The following is an 18,431-nucleotide window of genomic DNA, read 5'->3' on the forward strand; positions in this document are numbered from 1 at the left end:
CGAGAGAGGAAAGAGCGTCTTGCGTTCCTCTATGACCTGATGCCCGAGCTCCCGCCGCTCGCCCGCCGTCGGGCGGGCGCGCTGAGCGGCGGCCAGCAGAAGATGGTGGCGCTGGCGCGGGCCATAATGACGGGGGCGAAACTGCTTCTGCTCGATGAACCTCTTGAAGGCCTCTCTCCGGGATTGTCCCGCCGCCTTGCAGGGGTCATTCGCGGCCTTCGCGGGGTGGCGGTGCTGGTGACCGAGTCGGACAGCAACCGGATGCGCCTCTTGACCGAGGACGTCTACACGATCGAACGAGGCGAGATTGTGCGCGACGCGAATGGCGGCACCACGGAGTGAGAGAGCTGGATGAAAACTACATCGGCTGTGCTGTACGAAATGGAGAAACCTCCCCCCTATGCGGAATCCAAGCCGCTCGTCGTGGAGGAGCTGGAGCTGGAGGGGCCGGGCCCCGGCGAGGTGCTCGTAGAGATCGCGGCGGCGGGGCTGTGCCACTCGGACCTGTCCGTCATGAACGGCTCGCGGCCCCGTCCCCTCCCGATGGTGCTCGGCCATGAGGCGAGCGGTGTGGTCGCCGAGGTGGGCACGAGCGTCGAGGGCCTCAAGGCCGGGGACCGCGTCGTCTTCTCCTTCGTCCCCATGTGCGGGAGGTGCACCCCGTGCGCGGTCGGTCGGCCGGCCCTCTGCGAGCGCGGAGGCCAGGCCAACGGGCGCGGGACATTGCTCAGCGGCGCGAGGCGATTCAAGAGTCGCCGAGGCGAGCCGCTCCATCACCACCTCGGCGTGTCGGCCTTTTCCCGGTACACGGTCGCCGCTCAAGAGTCGCTCATTCCCATTCCTTCAGAGGTTCCTCTCGAGAAGGCCGCTCTCTTCGGTTGCGCCGTCATGACAGGGGTGGGGGCGGTCGTCAACACAGCCAGGGTGGAACCCGGCGCGAGGGTGGCGGTCTTCGGCCTCGGTGGCGTGGGATTGGCGGTGGTCCTCGGGGCACAGTTGGCAGGGGCGCTCCAGATCGTGGCGCTGGACCTGCTGCCGACGAAGCTGGACCTGGCCCGGCGCCTCGGGGCCACCCACACGGTCAGCGCAGGCGCCGCCAACGCCGTGGAAGCCGTGCGCGAGATCACCCGCGGGGGCGCCGATTACACGTTCGAGGCCGTGGGGAACGCGAAGGTGCTTGGCCAGGCCTACGCGGCGACCCGTCGCGGAGGCAAGACGATCGCCATCGGCCTGCCGCATCCGGCGCACCGGCTGGACCTCCAGGCCGTGAGCCTGGTGGCGGAGGAGCGGAGCCTCTTGGGATCCTACATGGGCTCTGCGGTCCCTCGGAGGGATCTCCCGCGATTCCTCGACCTCTACCTGGCGGGCAGGCTTCCGGTTGATGAGCTGGTCAGCCAGCGGGTGGAGCTGGGCTCGGTCAACGCGGCCTTCGACGCCCTCAGGGAGGGGGTGGTCGTCCGCCAGCTGGTCTGCTTTTGAACAGGGGGGGGCCTGCGTGGCCGGGTGTAAGACCTCCTCCTGACCGGTCGGAGGGTAGGCGCTCCGAAGCCGCGCGAGAGCTGGCAGGGGAAGAAATTCGCCGTGGCGGTCCGAGTTAGCGCCGGGCTCCACGCTTCGAGAGCCGATGAGGCACGCCGGGCCTCTGCGGGACCGAGCTCCGTGATCTCAGGCATCCTCCTGGCGGGCGGCGCTTCCGCCCGGATGGGGAGGCCGAAGGGCCTCCTGGAGTACCGTGGCGTCCCCTTCCTCCGGGCGGTAGCGACGGCGCTCCTCACGGGGGGCGTCGAGGAACTGGTCGCGGTCCTCAATCCGGAGGTGCCGGGGCTTCCGGACGTGCTCCCGGCCGACTCCCGGGTCCGGTGGGTCGCCGCCCCACCGGCGGCCGCGGGCCAGCTCGCTTCCCTTCGGGTGGGCCTGCACAGCCTCTCCCCGGTCTCCGAGGCCGCTCTGGTCGCGCTCGTGGATCAGCCCGCCCTCCTCCCCGAGACGGTCGCCGCGCTCATCCGGGTCTTCCGCGAGGGGCGGGCCCCTCTCCTCCTCCCGGTTTACCAGGGGCGCCGCGGGCACCCGGTCTGCTTCGTGCGCGCCCTCTACACCGAGCTCCTGGAGGCTCCCGAGCAGGAAGGGGCCCGGGTGGTGGTCCGGCGGCACAGGGCCACCCTGCGCGAGGTCGCGGTGGACGACCCGGCCATCCAGCAGGATGTGGACAGCCCGGAGGATTTTGCACGGCTGCCATGAGATGTCGGCCCCCGCCGCTTGCCAGGGCCCCCGTTTCCCCCTAGAATGCACCCGTTGGACGGACATCCGGCCGGGCCCTCGAGCGCCGAGGAGGCCTCCCGTCCCGCGGCCGCGGAAAGAGAGCAGATGAGCGACGCCTTCGACTATCCCCTGATGGCCCAGGCCCTGATCATGGGCCAGCGGGAGAAGGTGCACGAGCTCACGCAGCAGGCCCTCGCCGCCGGGATCGACCCCAAGAGCATCATCTTCAAGGGGCTGATCCCGGGGATGGAGGTGGTGGGGGAGAAGTTCCGCCGGAACGAGTACTACGTCCCTCAGGTTCTCCTCTCGGCTCGGGCCATGTACGCCGGACTCGACATCCTGAAGCCTCTCCTCACCCAGACGGGAGCCAGCGAGTACCTGGGCACGGTCGTGATCGGGACGGCGCAGGGAGACCTGCACGACATCGGGAAGAACCTGGTGGCGATGATGATGGAGGGAGCCGGGTTCCAGGTCCACAACCTGGGGCGGGACGTGGCCCCGGAGAAGTTCGTGGAGGCGGTCAAGGAGCGGGACGCCCACATCGTCGGGATCTCGGCGCTCATGACCACCACCATGCCGGCCATGCCGCGCACCATCCAGGCCCTCGAGGCTGCCGGCCTCCGGGACAAGGTCAAGGTGATGGTCGGGGGGGCGCCCGTCAACCAGGCCTTCTGCGACGAGATTCGGGCGGACGGCTACGCCCGGGACTCGACCGCCGCGGTGGACAGGGCGAAGGGCCTGGTGGGCAAAGGGTGAGGAGAGGGGTAGGGCGGATGGCGGCGCGGGGGGAAAAGTTCCTGGCGCGCCTCAAGCGCGGGGAGATCCTCGTGTTCGACGGGGCCATGGGGACGATGCTCTTCGCCGCCGGGCTCACGGACGGGGCCTGCCCCGAGCTCTGGAATGCGACCCATCCGGAGGTCGTCCAGGAGATTCACCGGGGGTACTTCGACGCCGGGAGCGACTTCGTGGAGACGAACACCTTCGGCGGGACTCGCCTCAAGCTCGCCGCCTATGGCCTCCAGGACCGCACGCGGGAGCTGAACATCCTCGGGGCGAAGCTGGCCCGGGAGGTCTGCCCGCCCGACGGGTTCGTGGCCGGATCCCTCGGCCCGACGGGCCACTTACCCGACTGGTTCGCCCCCCTCGGGGACGTGAGCGAGCAGGCGCTCACCGACAACTTCCGGGAGCAGGCCGAGGCGCTGGCCGAGGGCGGGGTGGATCTCTTCGCCGTTGAGACGATGATGTACCCGGAGGAGGCGGTCCTGGCCATCCAGGCCGCGAAGGAGGCGACCGGGCTCCCAATCATGTGCACGATGTTCTTCCAGTTCGAGCGGGACAGGGAGCGGGATCGGACCATGTGGGGGACGAGCCCGGAGGAGGCGACCAAGATCCTCCTGGAGGCCGGGGCCGATGTGGTCGGGATGAACTGCGGGGACGGGGGCCCCGAACGGGCCGCAGCCATCATGCGGGCGATGCGGAGCGTGACCGCCGCGCCCCTGATTGCCTACCCGAACGCCGGCCTGCCCGTCGTCCACAAGGACGGCCGGACCACCTACGAGCTGAACCCTGAAGAGATGGTCAAAGGCTACCCGGCGATCCTCGAGGCCGGGGCCAACGTCGTCGGCGGGTGCTGCGGAACCAGCCCGGCCCACCTCTCGCTGATCAGCACCCTCGTGAAGGCGAGGCGATAGGGTGGAGCTGGGCGTCACGTACCACCTCCCCCTCGCGCCCCGGGAGGTCCTCCGGCTCCAGGGCTACAAGCGGCCCACCGATACTCCCACCCCCGAGGTCCTGGCCATCCTGGAGGAGGCGCTCCGGGAGGCCCGGAACCTCCTCGCCCCCCGTCACTCCTTCCGAATCTTCGAGGTGGCAGAGGTGACAGCCGAGGACATCCGGCTGGCCGGCGGGGACACCCTCCGGTTCGCCGGGGCGGGAGGCCGCTGGGGAGCCTTCGGCCAGGTTGGTTTGGGGGTCCTGACCGTCGGGGAGGGGCTCGAGCAGCGGGTCAGCGAGCTCCTGGAGGCGCGGGAGCTCCCCCTCGCCTTCATGCTGGACGCCGTGGGCTGGGTGGCCATCGAGGAGGCGATCCTCGCCCTCACCAACACCATCTGCCACGTCCAGATCGCCCGGGGACACCGGGTCACGCCCCGCCACAGTCCCGGGTACGCCGGCTGGAACATCTGGGACCAGCAGCTCCTCTTCCGGCTCCTGCCGGCCGAAGAGATCGGCGTCCGAATCAACGACTACTGCGTCATGATCCCCGGAAAGTCCCTCTCCTTCGGAGTGGGGATCGGCCCGGAGGTGCGGGTGGAGCAGGTGCACAAGTGCCAGCGGTGTGACCTGCGGGACTGCGCCTTCCGGCTGGCCCCCCGCCGGGAGGCTCTCCCGCTCGAGAGCGAGACCTTCGTGGCGCGGGAGGAGACCTGGGGCCGACTGCTGCGGCGGCCGTGAGGAAGATGGCGCACGCCACAGCGAAGGCACGGGATCCCCTTGCCCGAGGTTCCCGCGGGGGGCTGAACCGTCTCCGCATGCGCTTTCTTCCCTTCGTGAGGGCAGAGTCCGTTCGGCCCCCGCCCCCCGGGGCGTTGAGGCGGTGGCCCCCCCCTTGCACTCCCGGGGGGTGGCCATGGGGAGAGGCGGCAAACTCCACCAGCGAGGCTGGGTAGCACACTGCCCAGGTAGGTGCGATTTACCCCGGCGGGGTTCCGGAGGCGTCCGCGGACTGGCGGCGATCTTCGCCGGGACGCTGATGGTTGGGGCCTGCGCCGCGGGTCCGGCGCCCGGACGCCTTCCACCCGCCCCCGTTCGCGGAGCGCCCGCGGCCCTCTCCTCGGAGGCGCGGGTCGGGGGGAGTGAGGTGGGCCTCGCTTCCTGGTACGGGCGGGAGCACCACGGGAAGCGGACGGCCAGCGGCGAGCCCTTCGACATGGAAGCGCTCACGGGCGCGCACCGGTCGCTTCCGTTCGGAACGTGGGTCCGGGTGACCCACCTCGCCACCGGACGCGCGGTGAGCGTTCGGATCAACGACCGGGGACCCTGGGTCGGAGGGCGCGTCATTGACCTGTCGCGGCGGGCAGCCGAGGCGTTGGGGATCCTGGCGGACGGGGTCGCGCGCGTGCGGCTCGAGGTGATCCGCAGGCCCTGAGGGAGAGCGGTGCTCAGCATCAGCCTCAAGGTCGAAGGAATGACAGGGCGGGCGGGAGAAGGGGGGCTCACCTGCCCCGAGCGGATCCGGAATGCCCTGAGCGGGGTCGCCGGCGTCCTCGACGTGGGCTACGAGAAGGGGGGGGATCGGTTCTTCCTGACCCTGGACCCTCGCCTGATCTCCGTCCTCACCATCATCACGATGGTCGAGCGGCTGGGGCGGGACAGCGGCCACACCTACCGCCCCACCGACGTCCGCCCGGAGAGCCTGCGGGAGCCCCGCGCCCTGATCGCCTTCGAGGTCCACTACCAGACCCGGGAGGCCTTTCTTTCCGCCTATTCGTTCAACTTGAGCGGCGGTGGCCTCTTCCTCTGCACCCCCGAGCCCCTGGCGGTGGGGGAGCGGCTCCGGGTGCGCTTCACCCTCCCCGGGGGAGACGCGCCCTTCGAGGCGACGGCCCAGGTAGCGTGGTTGAGCGAGCCCCGTCTGGGCAACCCCTACCCGGCCGGCATGGGGGTGCAGTTTCTCGACCTCCCCCTCGAGGCCCGAGACGCCATCGCCGGCCTGATCACCGCCCATCTCCCCCAGTCCCCCAAGATATCCGGCCGCGCGCCCGAGTAGAGCCCCACCACCCCGCGCCTCAGAACCGCACGCCCGCTGCCACCGCCAGGCTTCCGTCCGCGGTCACGAACGGGAAGAAATCCAGCCCGCGCCGCCCCGCCGCGTGCCGACCGCTGAGGGCCCGACCGACCACGATCCCGAGCGCCGCCCCCGCCACGATGTCCGAGGTCCAGTGCCGGTCCAGCACCACCCGGGAGACCGCCACGAGACCCGCTGCCCCGTAGGCCAGGACGGGGACGGCACCGGTGTAGCGGTCCGCGAAGACGGCGGCGACGGCAAACACGCCCGAGGCATGCCCCGAAGGAAACGCGTCATCCCGGGTGAAAGGGTCGAACCGGTGCGCGCCCTCGCCGGCGTCCGGTGGGGCCCGGCCCGTGAGGCGCTTCAGGCCGCTCGTCAAGAGGGCCGTAAACACGTGGGCCTCTATCGCGATGAGGCTCGCGTCCCGGAGGTGGGTCGCGCCGGTGACCTGCTCCTGGACGAGGCCCAGCGTGAGGAGGGCGGCATTCACGCCCACCACGACCCACCCATCCCCGGCCCTGCTCGCGCCTTCCGCGACGTCCCGCCCCGTCGGCCCCGTGGTCGCGTGGACCCGCTCCCGGATCTCCCGATCCGCCAGCATGAGCCCGGCGAGGCCGAGGGTGAGCCCGCCCGCCAGCACGGCCGTCTCCCGGTCCAGCCGGAGCGGGGCGGTGAGCAGGTAGAGCCCATCGGCGGCGACCGTTCCGGCGAGGCGCACCGGCGTGGGGGGAGGGCGGATTTCTTCTCGCTCGACCGGCTCCGGACCAGCCGCGGAGATGGGCGGGAGCCCGAGGAGCAGGGCGAGGAAGAAGGCTCCCGTTCGGCGCACGGACTGCTCTAGCCCGTGAGGAGCAGGCCGAGCACCGCCCCGCCGAGAACCAGGTAGAGGGTGTCCAGGCGGGTGCGCCAGAGGAGGAGCAGGCTCGCGAGGGCGATGGCCCCCGTGGGAAGGCTCACGACGGCGCCCTGCGCCAGGGGGACGATCGCGCCCAGGATCGCTCCCACGACGGCGGCGTTGACCGCCCGGAGGAAGGCCTGGACGTCCCTGACCTGCCGGATCCGGTTCATGAGGGGGAGGGCCAGGAGGATGGTGGCGAAGGCCGGGAGGAAGACGGCGGCGGCGGCCAGGGCGGCGCCCGGAACACCGCTCACCTGGTAGCCCACGAAGGCCGAGATGTTCACGATGGGCCCTGGTGTGATCTGCCCGAGGGCGATCCCGTCCGTGAATGTCCTGAGGTCGAACCACCCATAGCGCTCCACCGCCTCCCGATAGACGAAGGGAAGAATCACGTAGCCCCCGCCATAGACGAAGGCCCCGGCCTTGAAGAACAGCCAGGCCAGGTCCAGGGCGGGGAAGGACGTCGGTGTGGCCGGGAGGGCGGGTGCGGCCGCCAGGAGAGCAAACCCCGCCGTCCCCCAGCGGGCGCGCTCAAGAAGTACCCCTAGGCCCCCCGCGGCCAGCAGGACCAGCGCCGCATCGGCTCGCACCACCCAGGTGGCCAGCAGGGCCGCTGCCGCGAGCAGGCCCAGCGGGAGGGTGGTCACGGCGCTCCGCCCCAGGCGCCAGCAGGCGAAGAGGATGATGGCTACCACGACCGGGTTGATCCCGGTGAAAGCCCCCTGGATCCGCGGCAGCGTGCCGTAGCGGCCGTAGAGCCAGGTCAGCGTCGTGATAATGGCGAAGCCGGGGAGGATGAAGGCGAGGCCGCTCAGGATCGCGCCCGGGAAGCCCGCCCGGAGGTACCCGATGTAGATCCCGAGCTGGGTCGAGGCCGGCCCCGGGAGCATCTGGCAGATGGCCAGGCCCTCCATGAACTGGGCCTTGGAGAGCCAGCCCCGCCGCTCGACCGCCTCCGTCTCCATCATGGCGATGTGGGCCAGCGGGCCGCCGAAGCCGCTGAACCCGAGGCGGAGGAAGAGGCGGCAGAGGGACCAGAGCACCCGGGCCTCCCCGCGCAAACAAAAAGGGCGACGGGGACGTCGCCCTTCCTCGCCGTGCTGGCGCCTCAGGCGCTCGAGGCCTCCGCCATGAAGCGCTCGTACCGGCCGTGGTCCCTGGCGGCGTCCATGAAGGCCTGGACCAGCTCGGGCCGGGACATGGGTGGGATCTCGCAGGACGTGGAGAGGATGTAGGCGGAGTGGCGGGCGGCGGTCGCCACGCAGCGCTTGACCTCCGCCTCCATCTGGGCCGGGGTGGCCCGCTCGAAGATGGTGGCGTCCACGTTGCCGATGGCGACGGCCCGCTTGTTGCTCACCTCCACGAGGCGCTTCAGCTGGTCCACGCTCGGGTCAATATCGATGCTGATCGTGGCGAACCCGGCGTCAATGAGGTCCTCGTAGAGGGGGTGGGTCATCCCACAGATGTGGACCGTCAGATTCACTTTCTTCTGCTTGTAGTACTCGATCAGTTCCTTGTGGTAGGGCTTGATGAAGGTCCGGTAGTCGTCGGGGGAGATGAGGCTGCACGAGCCGGTCGGCTCCGAGAGGGACAGGCCGATCTTCGTCGCCGCCACCAGGTCCCCGAACCGCTTGGTGAACTCGGTGGTGAACCGCATGAGGTCATGGACGAACTCCGGAACATCCACCGTGTCCAGGAGGAGGTTCTCGGGGCCCCGCATCAGCATCGCCACGGTCCAGGGCCCCGTGACCACCGCCCCGACGGCGGTCGGCAGCTTGGCCGCCATGAGCCCCTCACAGAGCTCCAGGAACCCGGGGAGCCGCGCCGCCCGCTTCGGGTCCGGGATCTCCATCCGGGCGAGTCTCCCCCTGTCCTCCCCCAGGACGTGGGCCCCGATGGAGGGGACGATGGTGTCCGAGTACTTCACCTCGCACCCCATCGCCTCCGCCTCCTTGGCCAGGTCGGTGTAGGCCAGGACCACGTCCTGCTGGAGCCGCTCGTAGGTATTGAGCTGGGCCTTGACCGCCTTCTGGGGATCGCTGCAGTACTCCCGGATGGTCAGCCCATCGCGGACCCCGGCGTAGGCGGCGATGATCGGATAGATGGGGATCCGGTCCGTGAAGGTCCGCTTGTAGGCGGCGACGACGTGCTCCTTCCCCGTGAAGGTGTCCTTCCCGGCCTGGACGTCCCAAAGCTTGTTCACGGCCAGATACTGGGACGGGAACTTCCCCTCGTACTGCATGAACTGGGTAACCGGGTAGCGGATCCCCCCCTTGTGGGTCCCCCGCAGGCCGTCCAGCACCTCCTCCATCTTTCCCCACGGGATGCTGAAGGCCATCTCGTGGTCCTGGGTCTGGCCGAAGATGCGATCCCCGGAGCAGGGGAGGATCACCTGGCACTCCTGGGTCTTCATGGTGGTCACGATGACCTCGGAGCAGTCGATCCGCCCGCCGAAGGAGGAGGTGAGCTTGCCGCCCCGCTTCCAGAGGGCCCCCTGGACGAGACGCATCACCTGGGCGGCGTTCGCGTAGATCACGACGAGGTCCGGCTCGAACGTCACCCGGTCGAGGGGTGATGCCACGAAGCCTTCGTACTGCTTGTAGGCGAACTTGTCCACCGCCGCCTCGGAGCGGGCGCCGGCCTCGGGGGTCTGGGTGTAGATTCCGGCGCAGAGGTTCCCGTCGCTGTAGAACTTGAGTTCCTTGTCCAGCCCGAGGGCCACGATGCCGAGAGAGCAGATCGAGTCCTCCCGGGTCAGCGCGATCGTCCACCCGTAGCGGCGAACCATGTCGATGGTCTGGCAGTTGGCGAAATGGGCCTTGAAGTCGCGCGCCGGCCGGCGGGCCTTCTCGGGCAGCGGCTCGCCGGGGCGGAGCATCCGGACGGCCACCGGGAAGGTCTGGGGGCGGATGTACTCGGTCAGTTCCTCGTTCGCCTTCTTGGGGTCCACCACGGGGAACCCTCCTTCAGGACCGCTGGGCGGGACGCGCGAATGCGGGACATCCTCCGGGAACGCTGCCATGGCTATGAGTAGCAGGGGCTCCGGGCAATGTCAAGGAGCGCCGGCCTCGTGAGGGGTTGCACGGGATCGCCCCCACCGCCCCGAGCCAGCTCATCCACCACTTGAAGGGCAGGCGCACGGCCGCGAGGCCGGACTGGAGGGGAGTTCCGGCCGCTTTCGCGAATTCATTTGACGGTTCTTCCGGCGCTCCAGTATCGTTTGGCAAGTTGGATCGAGCTCTGGGCAAACTTCTGAACCGGTTTCAAGACCCTCCCACGGAAGTCCCGACGAAATGAGCCTTCGTCCCCTGGAGCCGTCCCTCGTTCCACCGGAGGAGATCGCCCCCCGGATCGCCCTGCTGCAGCAACGCCTCCAGAGCCTGGACCTGGACGCCGCCCTGATCCTCCAGAACGCGGACCTCTACTACTTCACGGGGACCGTGCAGGACGGGGTGCTCCTGGTCCCCGCGGAGGCCCCGCCCCTGTTCTTCGTCCGGCGGAGCGTGAGCCGGGCCCAGGAGGAGGCTCGGCTCGCGGAGGTCATCCCCTACCGGGTGTATCACGAGATCCCCCGGCTCGCCGAGGAGCGGGGCTGGCGTCGCCTCAACCGGCTGGGGCTGGAGCTGGACGTGCTGCCGGTCGCCCTCTTCCAGCGCCTCCAGAAAGCATTCCCCGCGGCCGAGATGGCAGATCTCTCGATGGAGATCCGCCTGCTCCGCTCCCGCAAGAGCCCGTGGGAGGTGGGAGCGATCCGCGCGGCCGCGACCATCTCGGCCCGGATGGTCGCCCGCGCGGCCACCGCCGCCCGCGAGGGCATGAGCGAGGTGGAGCTGGCGGCGGAGGTGGAGGCGGAGGCCAGGCGGGCGGGGCACCAGGGCCTGGTCCGGTTCCGGCGCTTTAACCAGGAATCATTTTACGGGCACCTGCTGGCGGGGCCGCACAGCGCGGTCCCGGCCTTCCTCGACTCCCCGACGGGGGGGCGCGGACCATACCCGGCGGTGGGGCACGGGGCCTCGTTCCGGGCGATCCGGTGCGGCGAGCCGATCCTTTTCGACCTGGTGGGGGCCTGCCACGGCTATTACGCCGACATGACCCGCACCCTCGTCCTGGGCGAGCCACCAGCGGACGTTTTGCGGGCCTACGCGGCCGTCCGGACGATCTGGGAGGTGGCGCGGAATGCCCTGCGCCCGGGGGTTCCGGCGGGAGCGGTGTTCGCCGCAGCCACGGCGGCGGCCGGGGACCTCGGCTACGCCGAGGCCTTCATGCGCTCGGGCGAGGGGCGGCTCGGCTATGTGGGGCACGGGATCGGGCTGGAGATTGACGAGATCCCCTCCCTCGCTCGGGGCTTCGAGACCCCCCTCGAGGAAGGGATGGTCCTGGCCGTCGAGCCGAAGCTCAGCCTGGCGGAGATCGGAGTCATCGGCCTGGAGGACACCTTCCTGGTCACAGCCGGGGGGGCCGAGGCCCTCACGGAAGTCTCGCGGGACCTCACGGTGCTCCACCCATGATCCTGGCGGTGGGGGGGAAGGCACCCCGGATTGCCCCCGGCGCCTTCGTGGCAACCTCGGCCGTCCTCATCGGGGAGGTGACGCTGGAGGAGGGGGCCTCGGTCTGGTACCAGGCGGTCCTCGACGGGGGCCAGGGACCGGTCCGGATCGGCCCCCAGACGAACGTCCAGGACGGCGCGGTCCTGACCGGGACCGCGGAGGCGCCCCTCCTCGTGGGCCCGCGGGTCTCGATCGGCCACGGCGCGCTTCTCTCGGGGTGCCGGGTGGAAGAGGGAGCGCTCATCGCGATCCGGGCGACCGTCCTGGAAGGGGCGTCCGTGGGGGCGGGGGCGATCGTCGGCGCCGGGGCAGTCGTCCCGCCGGGGGGAGAGGTCCCGTCCCGCACGCTCGTCCTGGGAAACCCGGCGAGTCCCACACGGGTGGTCAGCGAAGAAGAGGTGGCCGACAACCGCCGGCGGGTCGAGCGGTACGCCGCCCTGGCCCAAAGCTACCGGACGGGCGCCGACCCGGCAGCCGCGGGCGGGGACTGACCGCTCGGCCTCCAGGCGCCGACGGATTGTCGCGCTTCCGGCCCCCGTGCTACAATGTGCCACGCGCCCGGAAGGGAACCCGTGTCCGCCACGCCCTGGCCGCCCACCTACGACGAGCGCTATCGTCCCGCCCCGGCCGACCCCTACTGGTTCCGGGAGCCCGAGACGATGGCGCCGGAGCAGCGGGCCCCCCTCATTCTGGCAAAGCTCCGCGCCCAGATGGCCTACGCCTGGGAGCGGGCCCCCTTCTACCGGCGGAAGTGGCGGGCGGTCGGGCTCGAGCCGGGGGACATCAAGACGCTCGAGGACTTCCGTCGGGTCCCGCTCGTGATGAAGGAGGAGATCCGGAAGGACCAGGAGGCCCATCCCCCCTTTGGCTCCGCGCTCTGCATCCCGCTCCCGGAGGTGGCCCGGGTCCACGGGACCTCGGGCACGACCGGCAAGCCCACCGCCTTCGCCATCGGCCGGGCCGACTGGCTGCGGATCGGCAACGCCCACGCCAGAATTATGTGGTCCTTCGGACTCCGCCCGACGGACACCCTCTTCATCGGCTCTTTCTTCAGCCTCTACATGGGTTCCTGGGGCGCCCTGGCCGGGGCGGAGCGCCTCGGGATGATCGTCTTCCCCTTTGGCGCCGGCGTCCCGGGGCAGACGAAGGTCGCGATCCGCTGGATCCGGGAGGTCCAGCCGTCGGTCTTCTACGGGACCCCCTCCTACGGGCTCCACCTCGCCGAGAAGACCCGGGAGGAGGGGCTCGATCCTCGCCGGGACTTCGCCTTCCGGGTGCTCTTCTTCTCGGGGGAGCCCGGGGCGGGGATTCCCGCCACCAAGCGGCAGATCGAGGAGACCTACGGGGGAATCTGCGTGGACACGGGCTCGATGGCCGAGATGACCCCCTGGATGACCAACGCCGAGTGCCAGCACCGAACCGGCATGCACCTCTGGCAGGACTTGGTCTACACGGAGCTCCTCCACCCCGAAACCCGCGAGCCCGTTCCGCCGGGCGGGGAGGGCGTCCCGGTGTACACGCACCTCGAACGAACTTCCCAGCCGATGATCCGCCTGTGGTCCGGGGACCTGGCGACCTGGACCGACGCTCCCTGCCCCTGCGGCCGGACCTACCCCCGCCTCCCGAAGGGGATCACCGGCCGGGTGGACGACATGTTCATCGTCCGGGGGGAGAACATCTACCCGAGCACCATCGAGGACACGCTCCGGGCCACACCCGGCTTCGGCGGGGAGTTCCGGATCATCATCTCCCGGGAGGAGGCCATGGACCGCCTCGCCATCCAGGCGGAGTACTCGCGCGACGTGGCGGCCAAAGCGCAGCATGACGGGACGGTCTTGGAGCGGCTTGCCCGGCTGATGGAAGAGCGCCTCCGGACGGCGATCGGCGTCTGGCCAAGGGTAAAGCTCATGCCCCCAGAGGCCCTCGCGCGGACCGAGTTCAAGGCGCGCCGCGTGATTGACAACCGGGATCTCTTCCGATCCCTGCGTGGCGGCACGTGAGGGCCGCGGGAACCCTGAAGAAGGAGGCAGCCGATGGCTGAAGCAGGCCGCGACCCGCTCCAGGAGGCGACGACAGCATGGGAGGCAGGCGAGCTCGCCGCCTTCCTCACGCGCCGGCCGGAGCGTCAGCGTGCGTTCCACACCCTCTCCGGCCTCCCGGTGCAGCGCGTCTATACCCCGCTGGATCTGGAGCGGCTCGACTACGCGGCCTCCCTGGGCCTGCCGGGCCAGTTCCCCTTCACCCGGGGCCCGTACCCCACCATGTACCGGGGGCAGCTCTGGACCATGCGCCAGATCGCGGGCTTCGGGACGGCCCCCGAAACCAACCAGCGCTTCCGGTATCTGCTGGCCCAGGGGCAGACCGGCCTCTCCATTGACTTCGACATGCCCACCCTGATGGGCTACGACTCCGACAGCTCGATGGCCGAGGGGGAGGTGGGCCGGGAGGGGGTGGCCGTTGACACGCTGGCCGACTACGAGGAGCTCCTCGAAGGGATCGACCTCGGGCGGATCAGCGTCTCCATGACCATCAACCCCACCGCCTGGATCCTCCTGGCCATGTACGTGGCGCTGGCCGAGCGGCGGGGGATCCCGTTCGCGGATCTCTCGGGGACGATCCAGAATGACATCATCAAGGAGTTCACCGCGCAGAAGGAGTGGATCTATCCGATCCGGCCCTCGATGCGGATCGTCCGGGACACCATCACCTACTGTGCCGAGCATCTCCCTCGCTACAACCCGGTCAACATCAGCGGCTACCACATTCGGGACGCCGGGGCCACGGCGATCCAGGAGCTGGCCTTCACGCTGGGCGCGGGGATCGCCTACGTGGAGGAGGTCCTGAAGACCGGGGTGCCGGTGGACGCCTTCGCCGCCCGCCTGTCCTTCTACTTCATCAGTCAGAGCGATTTCTTCGAGGAGGTCGCCAAGTTCCGGGCGGCCAGGCGCATGTGGGCCCGGATCATGCGCGAGCGGTTCGGGGCGAGCCGTCCGGAGTCCATGCGCCTGCGCTTCCACTGCCAGACAGCCGGGTCTTCGCTCACCGCGGTCCAGCCGCAGAACAACGTCGTCCGGACCGCCCTCCAGGCGCTCGCGGCCGTCCTGGGGGGCTGTCAGTCCCTCCACACGAACGGGATGGACGAGGCGCTGGCCATCCCCTCGGAAGAGGCGATGAAGCTGGCCCTCCGGACCCAGCAGATCATCGCGGAGGAGACGGGCATCCCCAGCACGGTGGATCCCCTGGGCGGTTCCTACTACCTCGAGGCCCTCACCGACCAGATCGAAGCCGCCGCATGGGCGACCCTGGAGAAGATCGACGCCCTGGGGGGGACGCTGGCGGCGGTGGAGAAGAACTACATGCAGCAGGAGATCGCCGACGCCGCGTATGCCTTCCAGCTTGCCAAGGAACGGGGGGAGCGGGTGGTCGTGGGGGTGAACCGGTACTGCGAGCCCCAAGGGGGTCCCCTGCCGATCCAACTGCACCGGCTGGACCCGGAGACCGAGGCGCGGCAGATCGCGCGGCTGCAGCGGGTGAAGGCCGCGCGGGACGACCGGGCCGTCGCCCGCTGCCTCCGCGACCTCCAGGAGGCCGCGCGGGACGAGCGCGCGAACCTCATGCCGCCCACGATCGCCGCCGTCAAGGCGCACGCCACCCTGGGGGAGATCGTCGGCGCGCTCCAGGGAGTCTTCGGGCGGTACGTCGAGACGCCGGTCTTCTAGGGACGGGAAGGGCCGGCGGGGCGGGGCGTGGGGCCGTCGGGTCCCCGGGGGGCCATGATGGGGGAGCGGAAGATCCGGGTGCTCATGGCGAAGTGCGGGCTCGACGGCCACGACCGGGGGGTGAAAGTCGTCGCGCGGGCGCTGCGGGATGCCGGGATGGAGGTCATCTATACGGGACTCCATCAGAAGGCCGAGCAGGTCGTGGCCGCGGCGATTCAAGAAGACGTGGATGTCATCGGCCTGAGCATCCTCTCGGGGGCGCACATGACCATCTTTCCCAAGCTCCTCGCGCTGCTGCGGGAGCGGGGGGCAGGGGACATCCTGGTGCTGGGGGGCGGGACGATCCTGCCCGAAGAAGCTGAAGCGCTCAAGGGGATGGGGGTCGCGGAGATCTTCGGGCCCGATACCCCGCTCCAGGACATCGTCGCCTTCATCCGCGGTGCGGTGAAGACCTGATGCGCCCCGCCGCGGGGGATCCCCGGCCGACCGGGTTCTCCCGCGCGGGAGGTTCGCTGTCCGCCCGGGAGGCAGTCCGGGCGAGGAGGAGCGCATGCACCTGTCGGGGCGGGTCGCCCTGGTGACGGGCGGCTCCCGGGGGATCGGACGGGCAATCAGCCAGGCCCTGGCGGACGCCGGGGCCGCCGTCGCCATCAACTACCAGGGAAGCGAGCGCGCCGCCCGAGAGGTGGCGCGGGAAATCGCGGAGGCCGGCGGCGTGGCCGAGATCTTCCAGGCGGACGTGAGCCAGCGGGAGGCCGTCCAGCGGATGAAGAAGGGGGTGTTGGCGCGCTTCGGCCGCGTGGACCTGCTGGTGAACAACGCCGGGATCACGCGGGATCGGACCTTCGTCCGGATGGATGAGGAGGCCTGGGCGTCGGTCCTGTCCGTGAATTTGAACGGGGTGTTCTACTGCACGAAAGCCTTTCTGGACGGGATGCTCGAGCGGGGCCACGGCCGGATCGTGCACATCTCTTCGATCGTGGGGCAGACGGGGAACTTTGGCCAGGCGAACTACGCGGCGGCCAAGGCGGCCCTGTTCGGCCTCACCAAAACCCTGGCGAAGGAGCTGGCTGCGCGGGGGATCACGGTCAACGCCGTCGCGCCCGGGTTCATCGACACCGAAATGGTGGCGGCCGTCCCCGAGGAGATCCGAAGCAAGCTCGTCGGCCAGATCCCCATGGCGCGGTTCGGCACGGCGGGCGAGGTGGCCAACGCCGTGGCTTTCCTCGCCTCGAATGAGGCTTCGTACATCACAGGGCAGACGATCAATGTCAACGGTGGGATGTATATGTAATGTATTAGATTATTGTTATGTCTGTAAGTAAATAGTAACAAAGTATAATATAACAGTACAAAATAGATTACGCTCTGCGTTAAATAATACTTGACATGAATGACGCGACGCATTATATTGCGATGCGTCAGGGCTGATCGGGTCTTCGCCCATGGGGGGCGGGGCGGTCGGCCCCCAGGATCCGAAACGACGGAGGAAGCCGACCATGACCGAGAAGCTGTTCCCGCACCTGATTGGGCCCGAGACCATCGCCGACGCCGTCAACAAGAACCTGGAGCTTGCCACCTTCACCCGGGAGGAGCTCACCCGCCTGCTTTCGCGGACGGTGGACTTCACCACGGCCACCAGCGAAGCGGCTCTCAAGTTCTCGGACGAGCTCCGCAGCCGGGTGCTCTCCGCCGACAGCGACGTGAAGGCCCTGGCCCAGGGCGTGGATGCCCTCCTGCGCGACCTCCCGAAGGACCCGGTGACCTTCGGCCACAAGGTCCTCGCCCTCACCCTGGATGGCAGCAAGAAGATCGTGGACCTGAACGTGGCGGCCGCCCGGGGCCTGCTGGGCCTGGGCGAGACCCTGGTCAGCCGCGCCGAGCAGGTCGCCAAGGAGAACGCGGAGGCGGCCTCGGCCTACGTGGCCAAGGTCCAGACCATCTACCAGCCGGCGCCCCAGAACTAGCCCGCCCGGAAAACTGAACGGCCGGCAGGATCCTTCCTGCCGGCCGTGTGTTTTGTGTTCCTTCCGCCTCTGTGCCCGGGGCTATCCTTCCCCCAGTTTCTCCTCGAGCTCCTTCAGCCGCGCCCTGAGCGCGTCCACCTCAGCCTTCAGCGCAGTCCGGTCACTCTCACCCTGAGCCCGGGGCTCCATGCTTCGCCACCACGCTTCCATGGGAGCCAGCCAACCCCCGGCAACCTTTCCCCCGGCCTTGGCCAGCTCCTGCAGCTGCTTCTCCCCCTCCCGCTGGGCCTTCAGGAACGTATCCAGGTGAGGCGCCAGGGCCTGCTGGAGGGCGGCCTGCATCGCTTCCCCATACTGGACGAGCTGGTGGAGGAACTCCACCGGGAGGGGATGGCGCTTCTGCTTCTCCCCCTCCAGGAGAATCTGGGTGAGGGTCACGCTCGTCAGGTCTTCGTCGGTGTCGGCGTCCACGACCCGGATGGCCTTTCCCTGGCGGATCATCTCCGCAAGCTCCTCCAGGGTGACATATCGACTCTGCTCCGTGTCATACAGCTTCCGGTTGCTGTACTTCTTGATGGTCACCGCGCCGGCTGTCATTGCTGCTCCCGTCCCGGCCCACAGGCGCGGGACCCGGCGGAATCTTAGAGCAGGGGCTCCGGTCTGTCAAATCGGCCGCGGCCGGGAGACGGAGACGAGCCGAGACGGTGACGGGGGAGACCCCGAGCCGCCGGGCGATCTTCCGCAAGGAGAGACCTGCCAGCACCAGGGCATGGAGGAGGGGGAGGTCTACCGGTTTCGTCCGGGGATGGCGTCCAACCTCTCGAAACCGGGCTTCCCGGAGCCTGGCGGCGCGGCGCGCCGCCTCCCGCCGGTTTAGCTGCTCCTCCACCCGCATCCGCCGCCTGGATCCCTGGACGGCCAGGCCAGGGTCCCGCCGCAAAGGATTCTCGCGAATGCGGGCCGCCAGGCGCATCCGAACGGCCCGATCCCGGTAGAGGGTCCGGAGCTCCCGGGCCATGAGGGCTGTCCCCCGGTTGTAGCCAAACGCCCGCCGGTACGCGTCCGCGCTCAGCCCGTGAGCGCGCAGGTGGGTGTTGGTGAGCTGGCGGAGTGCGCGCCCGCAGACCAGGCAGAGGATCTCGCGTTCCCGAACGGCTGACCGGGGATCGCTCGGCACGCCCTCCGGAGCCCCTGTCACCATCGTGTTTGCCTCTCCCCGTCGTGCTGGCCCACCCTGACCATTCCTCCGGATCC

At 69.7% G+C, this 18,431-nt stretch carries 20 protein-coding genes; 15 read left to right on the plus strand and 5 right to left on the minus strand.

Annotation, left to right across the window (positions count from 1 at the left end):
• The 8 genes from VGT06_10510 to VGT06_10545 form a co-directional block, all read left to right on the plus strand.
• Nucleotides 1-342 (plus strand): ATP-binding cassette domain-containing protein (locus tag VGT06_10510; GenBank protein ID HEV8663553.1); only part of this gene is annotated, 342 nt, incomplete at its 5' end.
• Between the two features lie 9 nt (nt 343-351).
• Nucleotides 352-1,479: a zinc-dependent alcohol dehydrogenase family protein gene (locus tag VGT06_10515; GenBank protein ID HEV8663554.1), complete on the plus strand. Its 1,128-nt coding sequence runs from the start codon at nt 352-354 to the stop codon at nt 1,477-1,479.
• Between the two features lie 180 nt (nt 1,480-1,659).
• Nucleotides 1,660-2,238 (plus strand): nucleotidyltransferase family protein, encoded by a 579-nt coding sequence (locus tag VGT06_10520; protein HEV8663555.1) that lies wholly within the window; start codon nt 1,660-1,662, stop codon nt 2,236-2,238.
• 126 nt (nt 2,239-2,364) lie between these two features.
• The gene (locus tag VGT06_10525) at nt 2,365-3,015 is read left to right on the plus strand and encodes a corrinoid protein (GenBank protein HEV8663556.1); all 651 of its coding nucleotides are present in this window, start codon (nt 2,365-2,367) and stop codon (nt 3,013-3,015) included.
• A gap of 17 nt (nt 3,016-3,032) precedes the next feature.
• Nucleotides 3,033-3,950: a homocysteine S-methyltransferase family protein gene (locus VGT06_10530; GenBank protein HEV8663557.1), complete on the plus strand. Its 918-nt coding sequence runs from the start codon at nt 3,033-3,035 to the stop codon at nt 3,948-3,950.
• Between the two features lies 1 nt (nt 3,951).
• Nucleotides 3,952-4,710: a hypothetical protein gene (locus VGT06_10535; GenBank protein HEV8663558.1), complete on the plus strand. Its 759-nt coding sequence runs from the start codon at nt 3,952-3,954 to the stop codon at nt 4,708-4,710.
• Nucleotides 4,711-5,116: 406 nt separating this feature from the next.
• Nucleotides 5,117-5,404, plus strand: coding sequence for a septal ring lytic transglycosylase RlpA family protein (locus VGT06_10540; GenBank protein HEV8663559.1), 288 nt, complete (start codon nt 5,117-5,119; stop codon nt 5,402-5,404).
• A gap of 9 nt (nt 5,405-5,413) precedes the next feature.
• Nucleotides 5,414-6,025 (plus strand): TIGR02266 family protein, encoded by a 612-nt coding sequence (locus VGT06_10545; protein ID HEV8663560.1) that lies wholly within the window; start codon nt 5,414-5,416, stop codon nt 6,023-6,025.
• 19 nt (nt 6,026-6,044) lie between these two features.
• On the opposite strand, the gene VGT06_10550 is transcribed toward VGT06_10545, so the two are convergent.
• The 3 genes from VGT06_10550 to VGT06_10560 form a co-directional block, all read right to left on the minus strand.
• The gene (locus tag VGT06_10550; protein HEV8663561.1) at nt 6,045-6,875 is read right to left on the minus strand and encodes a phosphatase PAP2 family protein; all 831 of its coding nucleotides are present in this window, start codon (nt 6,873-6,875) and stop codon (nt 6,045-6,047) included.
• A gap of 8 nt (nt 6,876-6,883) precedes the next feature.
• Complete coding sequence (gene chrA / locus VGT06_10555) at nt 6,884-7,987, minus strand: chromate efflux transporter (GenBank protein HEV8663562.1); 1,104 nt, start codon at nt 7,985-7,987, stop codon at nt 6,884-6,886.
• Nucleotides 7,988-8,052: 65 nt separating this feature from the next.
• On the minus strand, nt 8,053-9,894 hold the full coding sequence (locus VGT06_10560) for a uroporphyrinogen decarboxylase family protein (protein HEV8663563.1): 1,842 nt from the start codon (nt 9,892-9,894) through the stop codon (nt 8,053-8,055).
• 343 nt (nt 9,895-10,237) lie between these two features.
• Here VGT06_10560 and VGT06_10565 point away from each other — a divergent pair, with 343 nt between their 5' ends.
• From VGT06_10565 to VGT06_10595, 7 genes are all read left to right on the plus strand, one after another.
• A complete protein-coding gene (locus VGT06_10565) occupies nt 10,238-11,452 on the plus strand; it encodes a Xaa-Pro peptidase family protein (GenBank protein HEV8663564.1) in 1,215 nt (404 codons plus the stop codon).
• A complete protein-coding gene (locus VGT06_10570; protein ID HEV8663565.1) occupies nt 11,449-11,982 on the plus strand; it encodes a gamma carbonic anhydrase family protein in 534 nt (177 codons plus the stop codon). The genes VGT06_10565 and VGT06_10570 overlap by 4 nt, the downstream gene beginning before the upstream one ends.
• An 81-nt stretch (nt 11,983-12,063) precedes the next feature.
• Nucleotides 12,064-13,491 (plus strand): AMP-binding protein, encoded by a 1,428-nt coding sequence (locus VGT06_10575; protein ID HEV8663566.1) that lies wholly within the window; start codon nt 12,064-12,066, stop codon nt 13,489-13,491.
• A 33-nt stretch (nt 13,492-13,524) separates the two neighbouring features.
• Nucleotides 13,525-15,210 carry a methylmalonyl-CoA mutase family protein gene (locus VGT06_10580; protein HEV8663567.1) on the plus strand — a complete coding sequence of 562 codons (1,686 nt, stop codon included), beginning with the start codon at nt 13,525-13,527 and terminating at the stop codon, nt 15,208-15,210.
• A 54-nt stretch (nt 15,211-15,264) separates the two neighbouring features.
• A complete protein-coding gene (locus VGT06_10585) occupies nt 15,265-15,666 on the plus strand; it encodes a cobalamin B12-binding domain-containing protein (protein HEV8663568.1) in 402 nt (133 codons plus the stop codon).
• A 94-nt stretch (nt 15,667-15,760) separates the two neighbouring features.
• Nucleotides 15,761-16,504, plus strand: a complete 744-nt coding sequence (gene fabG, locus VGT06_10590; protein ID HEV8663569.1) for a 3-oxoacyl-[acyl-carrier-protein] reductase — start codon at nt 15,761-15,763, stop codon at nt 16,502-16,504.
• A gap of 205 nt (nt 16,505-16,709) precedes the next feature.
• On the plus strand, nt 16,710-17,177 hold the full coding sequence (locus VGT06_10595) for a hypothetical protein (GenBank protein ID HEV8663570.1): 468 nt from the start codon (nt 16,710-16,712) through the stop codon (nt 17,175-17,177).
• 81 nt (nt 17,178-17,258) lie between these two features.
• Here the strand turns inward: VGT06_10595 and VGT06_10600 are convergent, their stop codons facing one another.
• Nucleotides 17,259-17,774, minus strand: coding sequence for a polyhydroxyalkanoate synthesis regulator DNA-binding domain-containing protein (locus VGT06_10600; GenBank protein ID HEV8663571.1), 516 nt, complete (start codon nt 17,772-17,774; stop codon nt 17,259-17,261).
• On the minus strand, nt 17,722-18,354 hold the full coding sequence (locus VGT06_10605; protein ID HEV8663572.1) for a MucR family transcriptional regulator: 633 nt from the start codon (nt 18,352-18,354) through the stop codon (nt 17,722-17,724). Before VGT06_10605 ends, VGT06_10600 begins: the two co-directional genes overlap by 53 nt.
• Nucleotides 18,355-18,431: the final 77 nt, after the last annotated feature.

The organism is Candidatus Methylomirabilis sp. (assembly GCA_036000645.1).
Classification (GTDB): Bacteria; Methylomirabilota; Methylomirabilia; order Methylomirabilales; family JACPAU01; genus JACPAU01.

Coding starts and splice junctions, on each gene's coding strand:
- VGT06_10515 (HEV8663554.1), top strand. CDS start 352: ATGAAAACTACATCGGCTGTGCTGTACGAAATGGAGAAACCTCCCCCC.
- VGT06_10525 (HEV8663556.1), top strand. CDS start 2,365: ATGAGCGACGCCTTCGACTATCCCCTGATGGCCCAGGCCCTGATCATG.
- VGT06_10530 (HEV8663557.1), top strand. CDS start 3,033: ATGGCGGCGCGGGGGGAAAAGTTCCTGGCGCGCCTCAAGCGCGGGGAG.
- VGT06_10565 (HEV8663564.1), top strand. CDS start 10,238: ATGAGCCTTCGTCCCCTGGAGCCGTCCCTCGTTCCACCGGAGGAGATC.
- VGT06_10570 (HEV8663565.1), top strand. CDS start 11,449: ATGATCCTGGCGGTGGGGGGGAAGGCACCCCGGATTGCCCCCGGCGCC.
- VGT06_10580 (HEV8663567.1), top strand. CDS start 13,525: ATGGCTGAAGCAGGCCGCGACCCGCTCCAGGAGGCGACGACAGCATGG.
- VGT06_10585 (HEV8663568.1), top strand. CDS start 15,265: ATGATGGGGGAGCGGAAGATCCGGGTGCTCATGGCGAAGTGCGGGCTC.
- fabG (HEV8663569.1), top strand. CDS start 15,761: ATGCACCTGTCGGGGCGGGTCGCCCTGGTGACGGGCGGCTCCCGGGGG.
- VGT06_10595 (HEV8663570.1), top strand. CDS start 16,710: ATGACCGAGAAGCTGTTCCCGCACCTGATTGGGCCCGAGACCATCGCC.
- VGT06_10600 (HEV8663571.1), bottom strand. CDS start 17,774: ATGACAGCCGGCGCGGTGACCATCAAGAAGTACAGCAACCGGAAGCTG.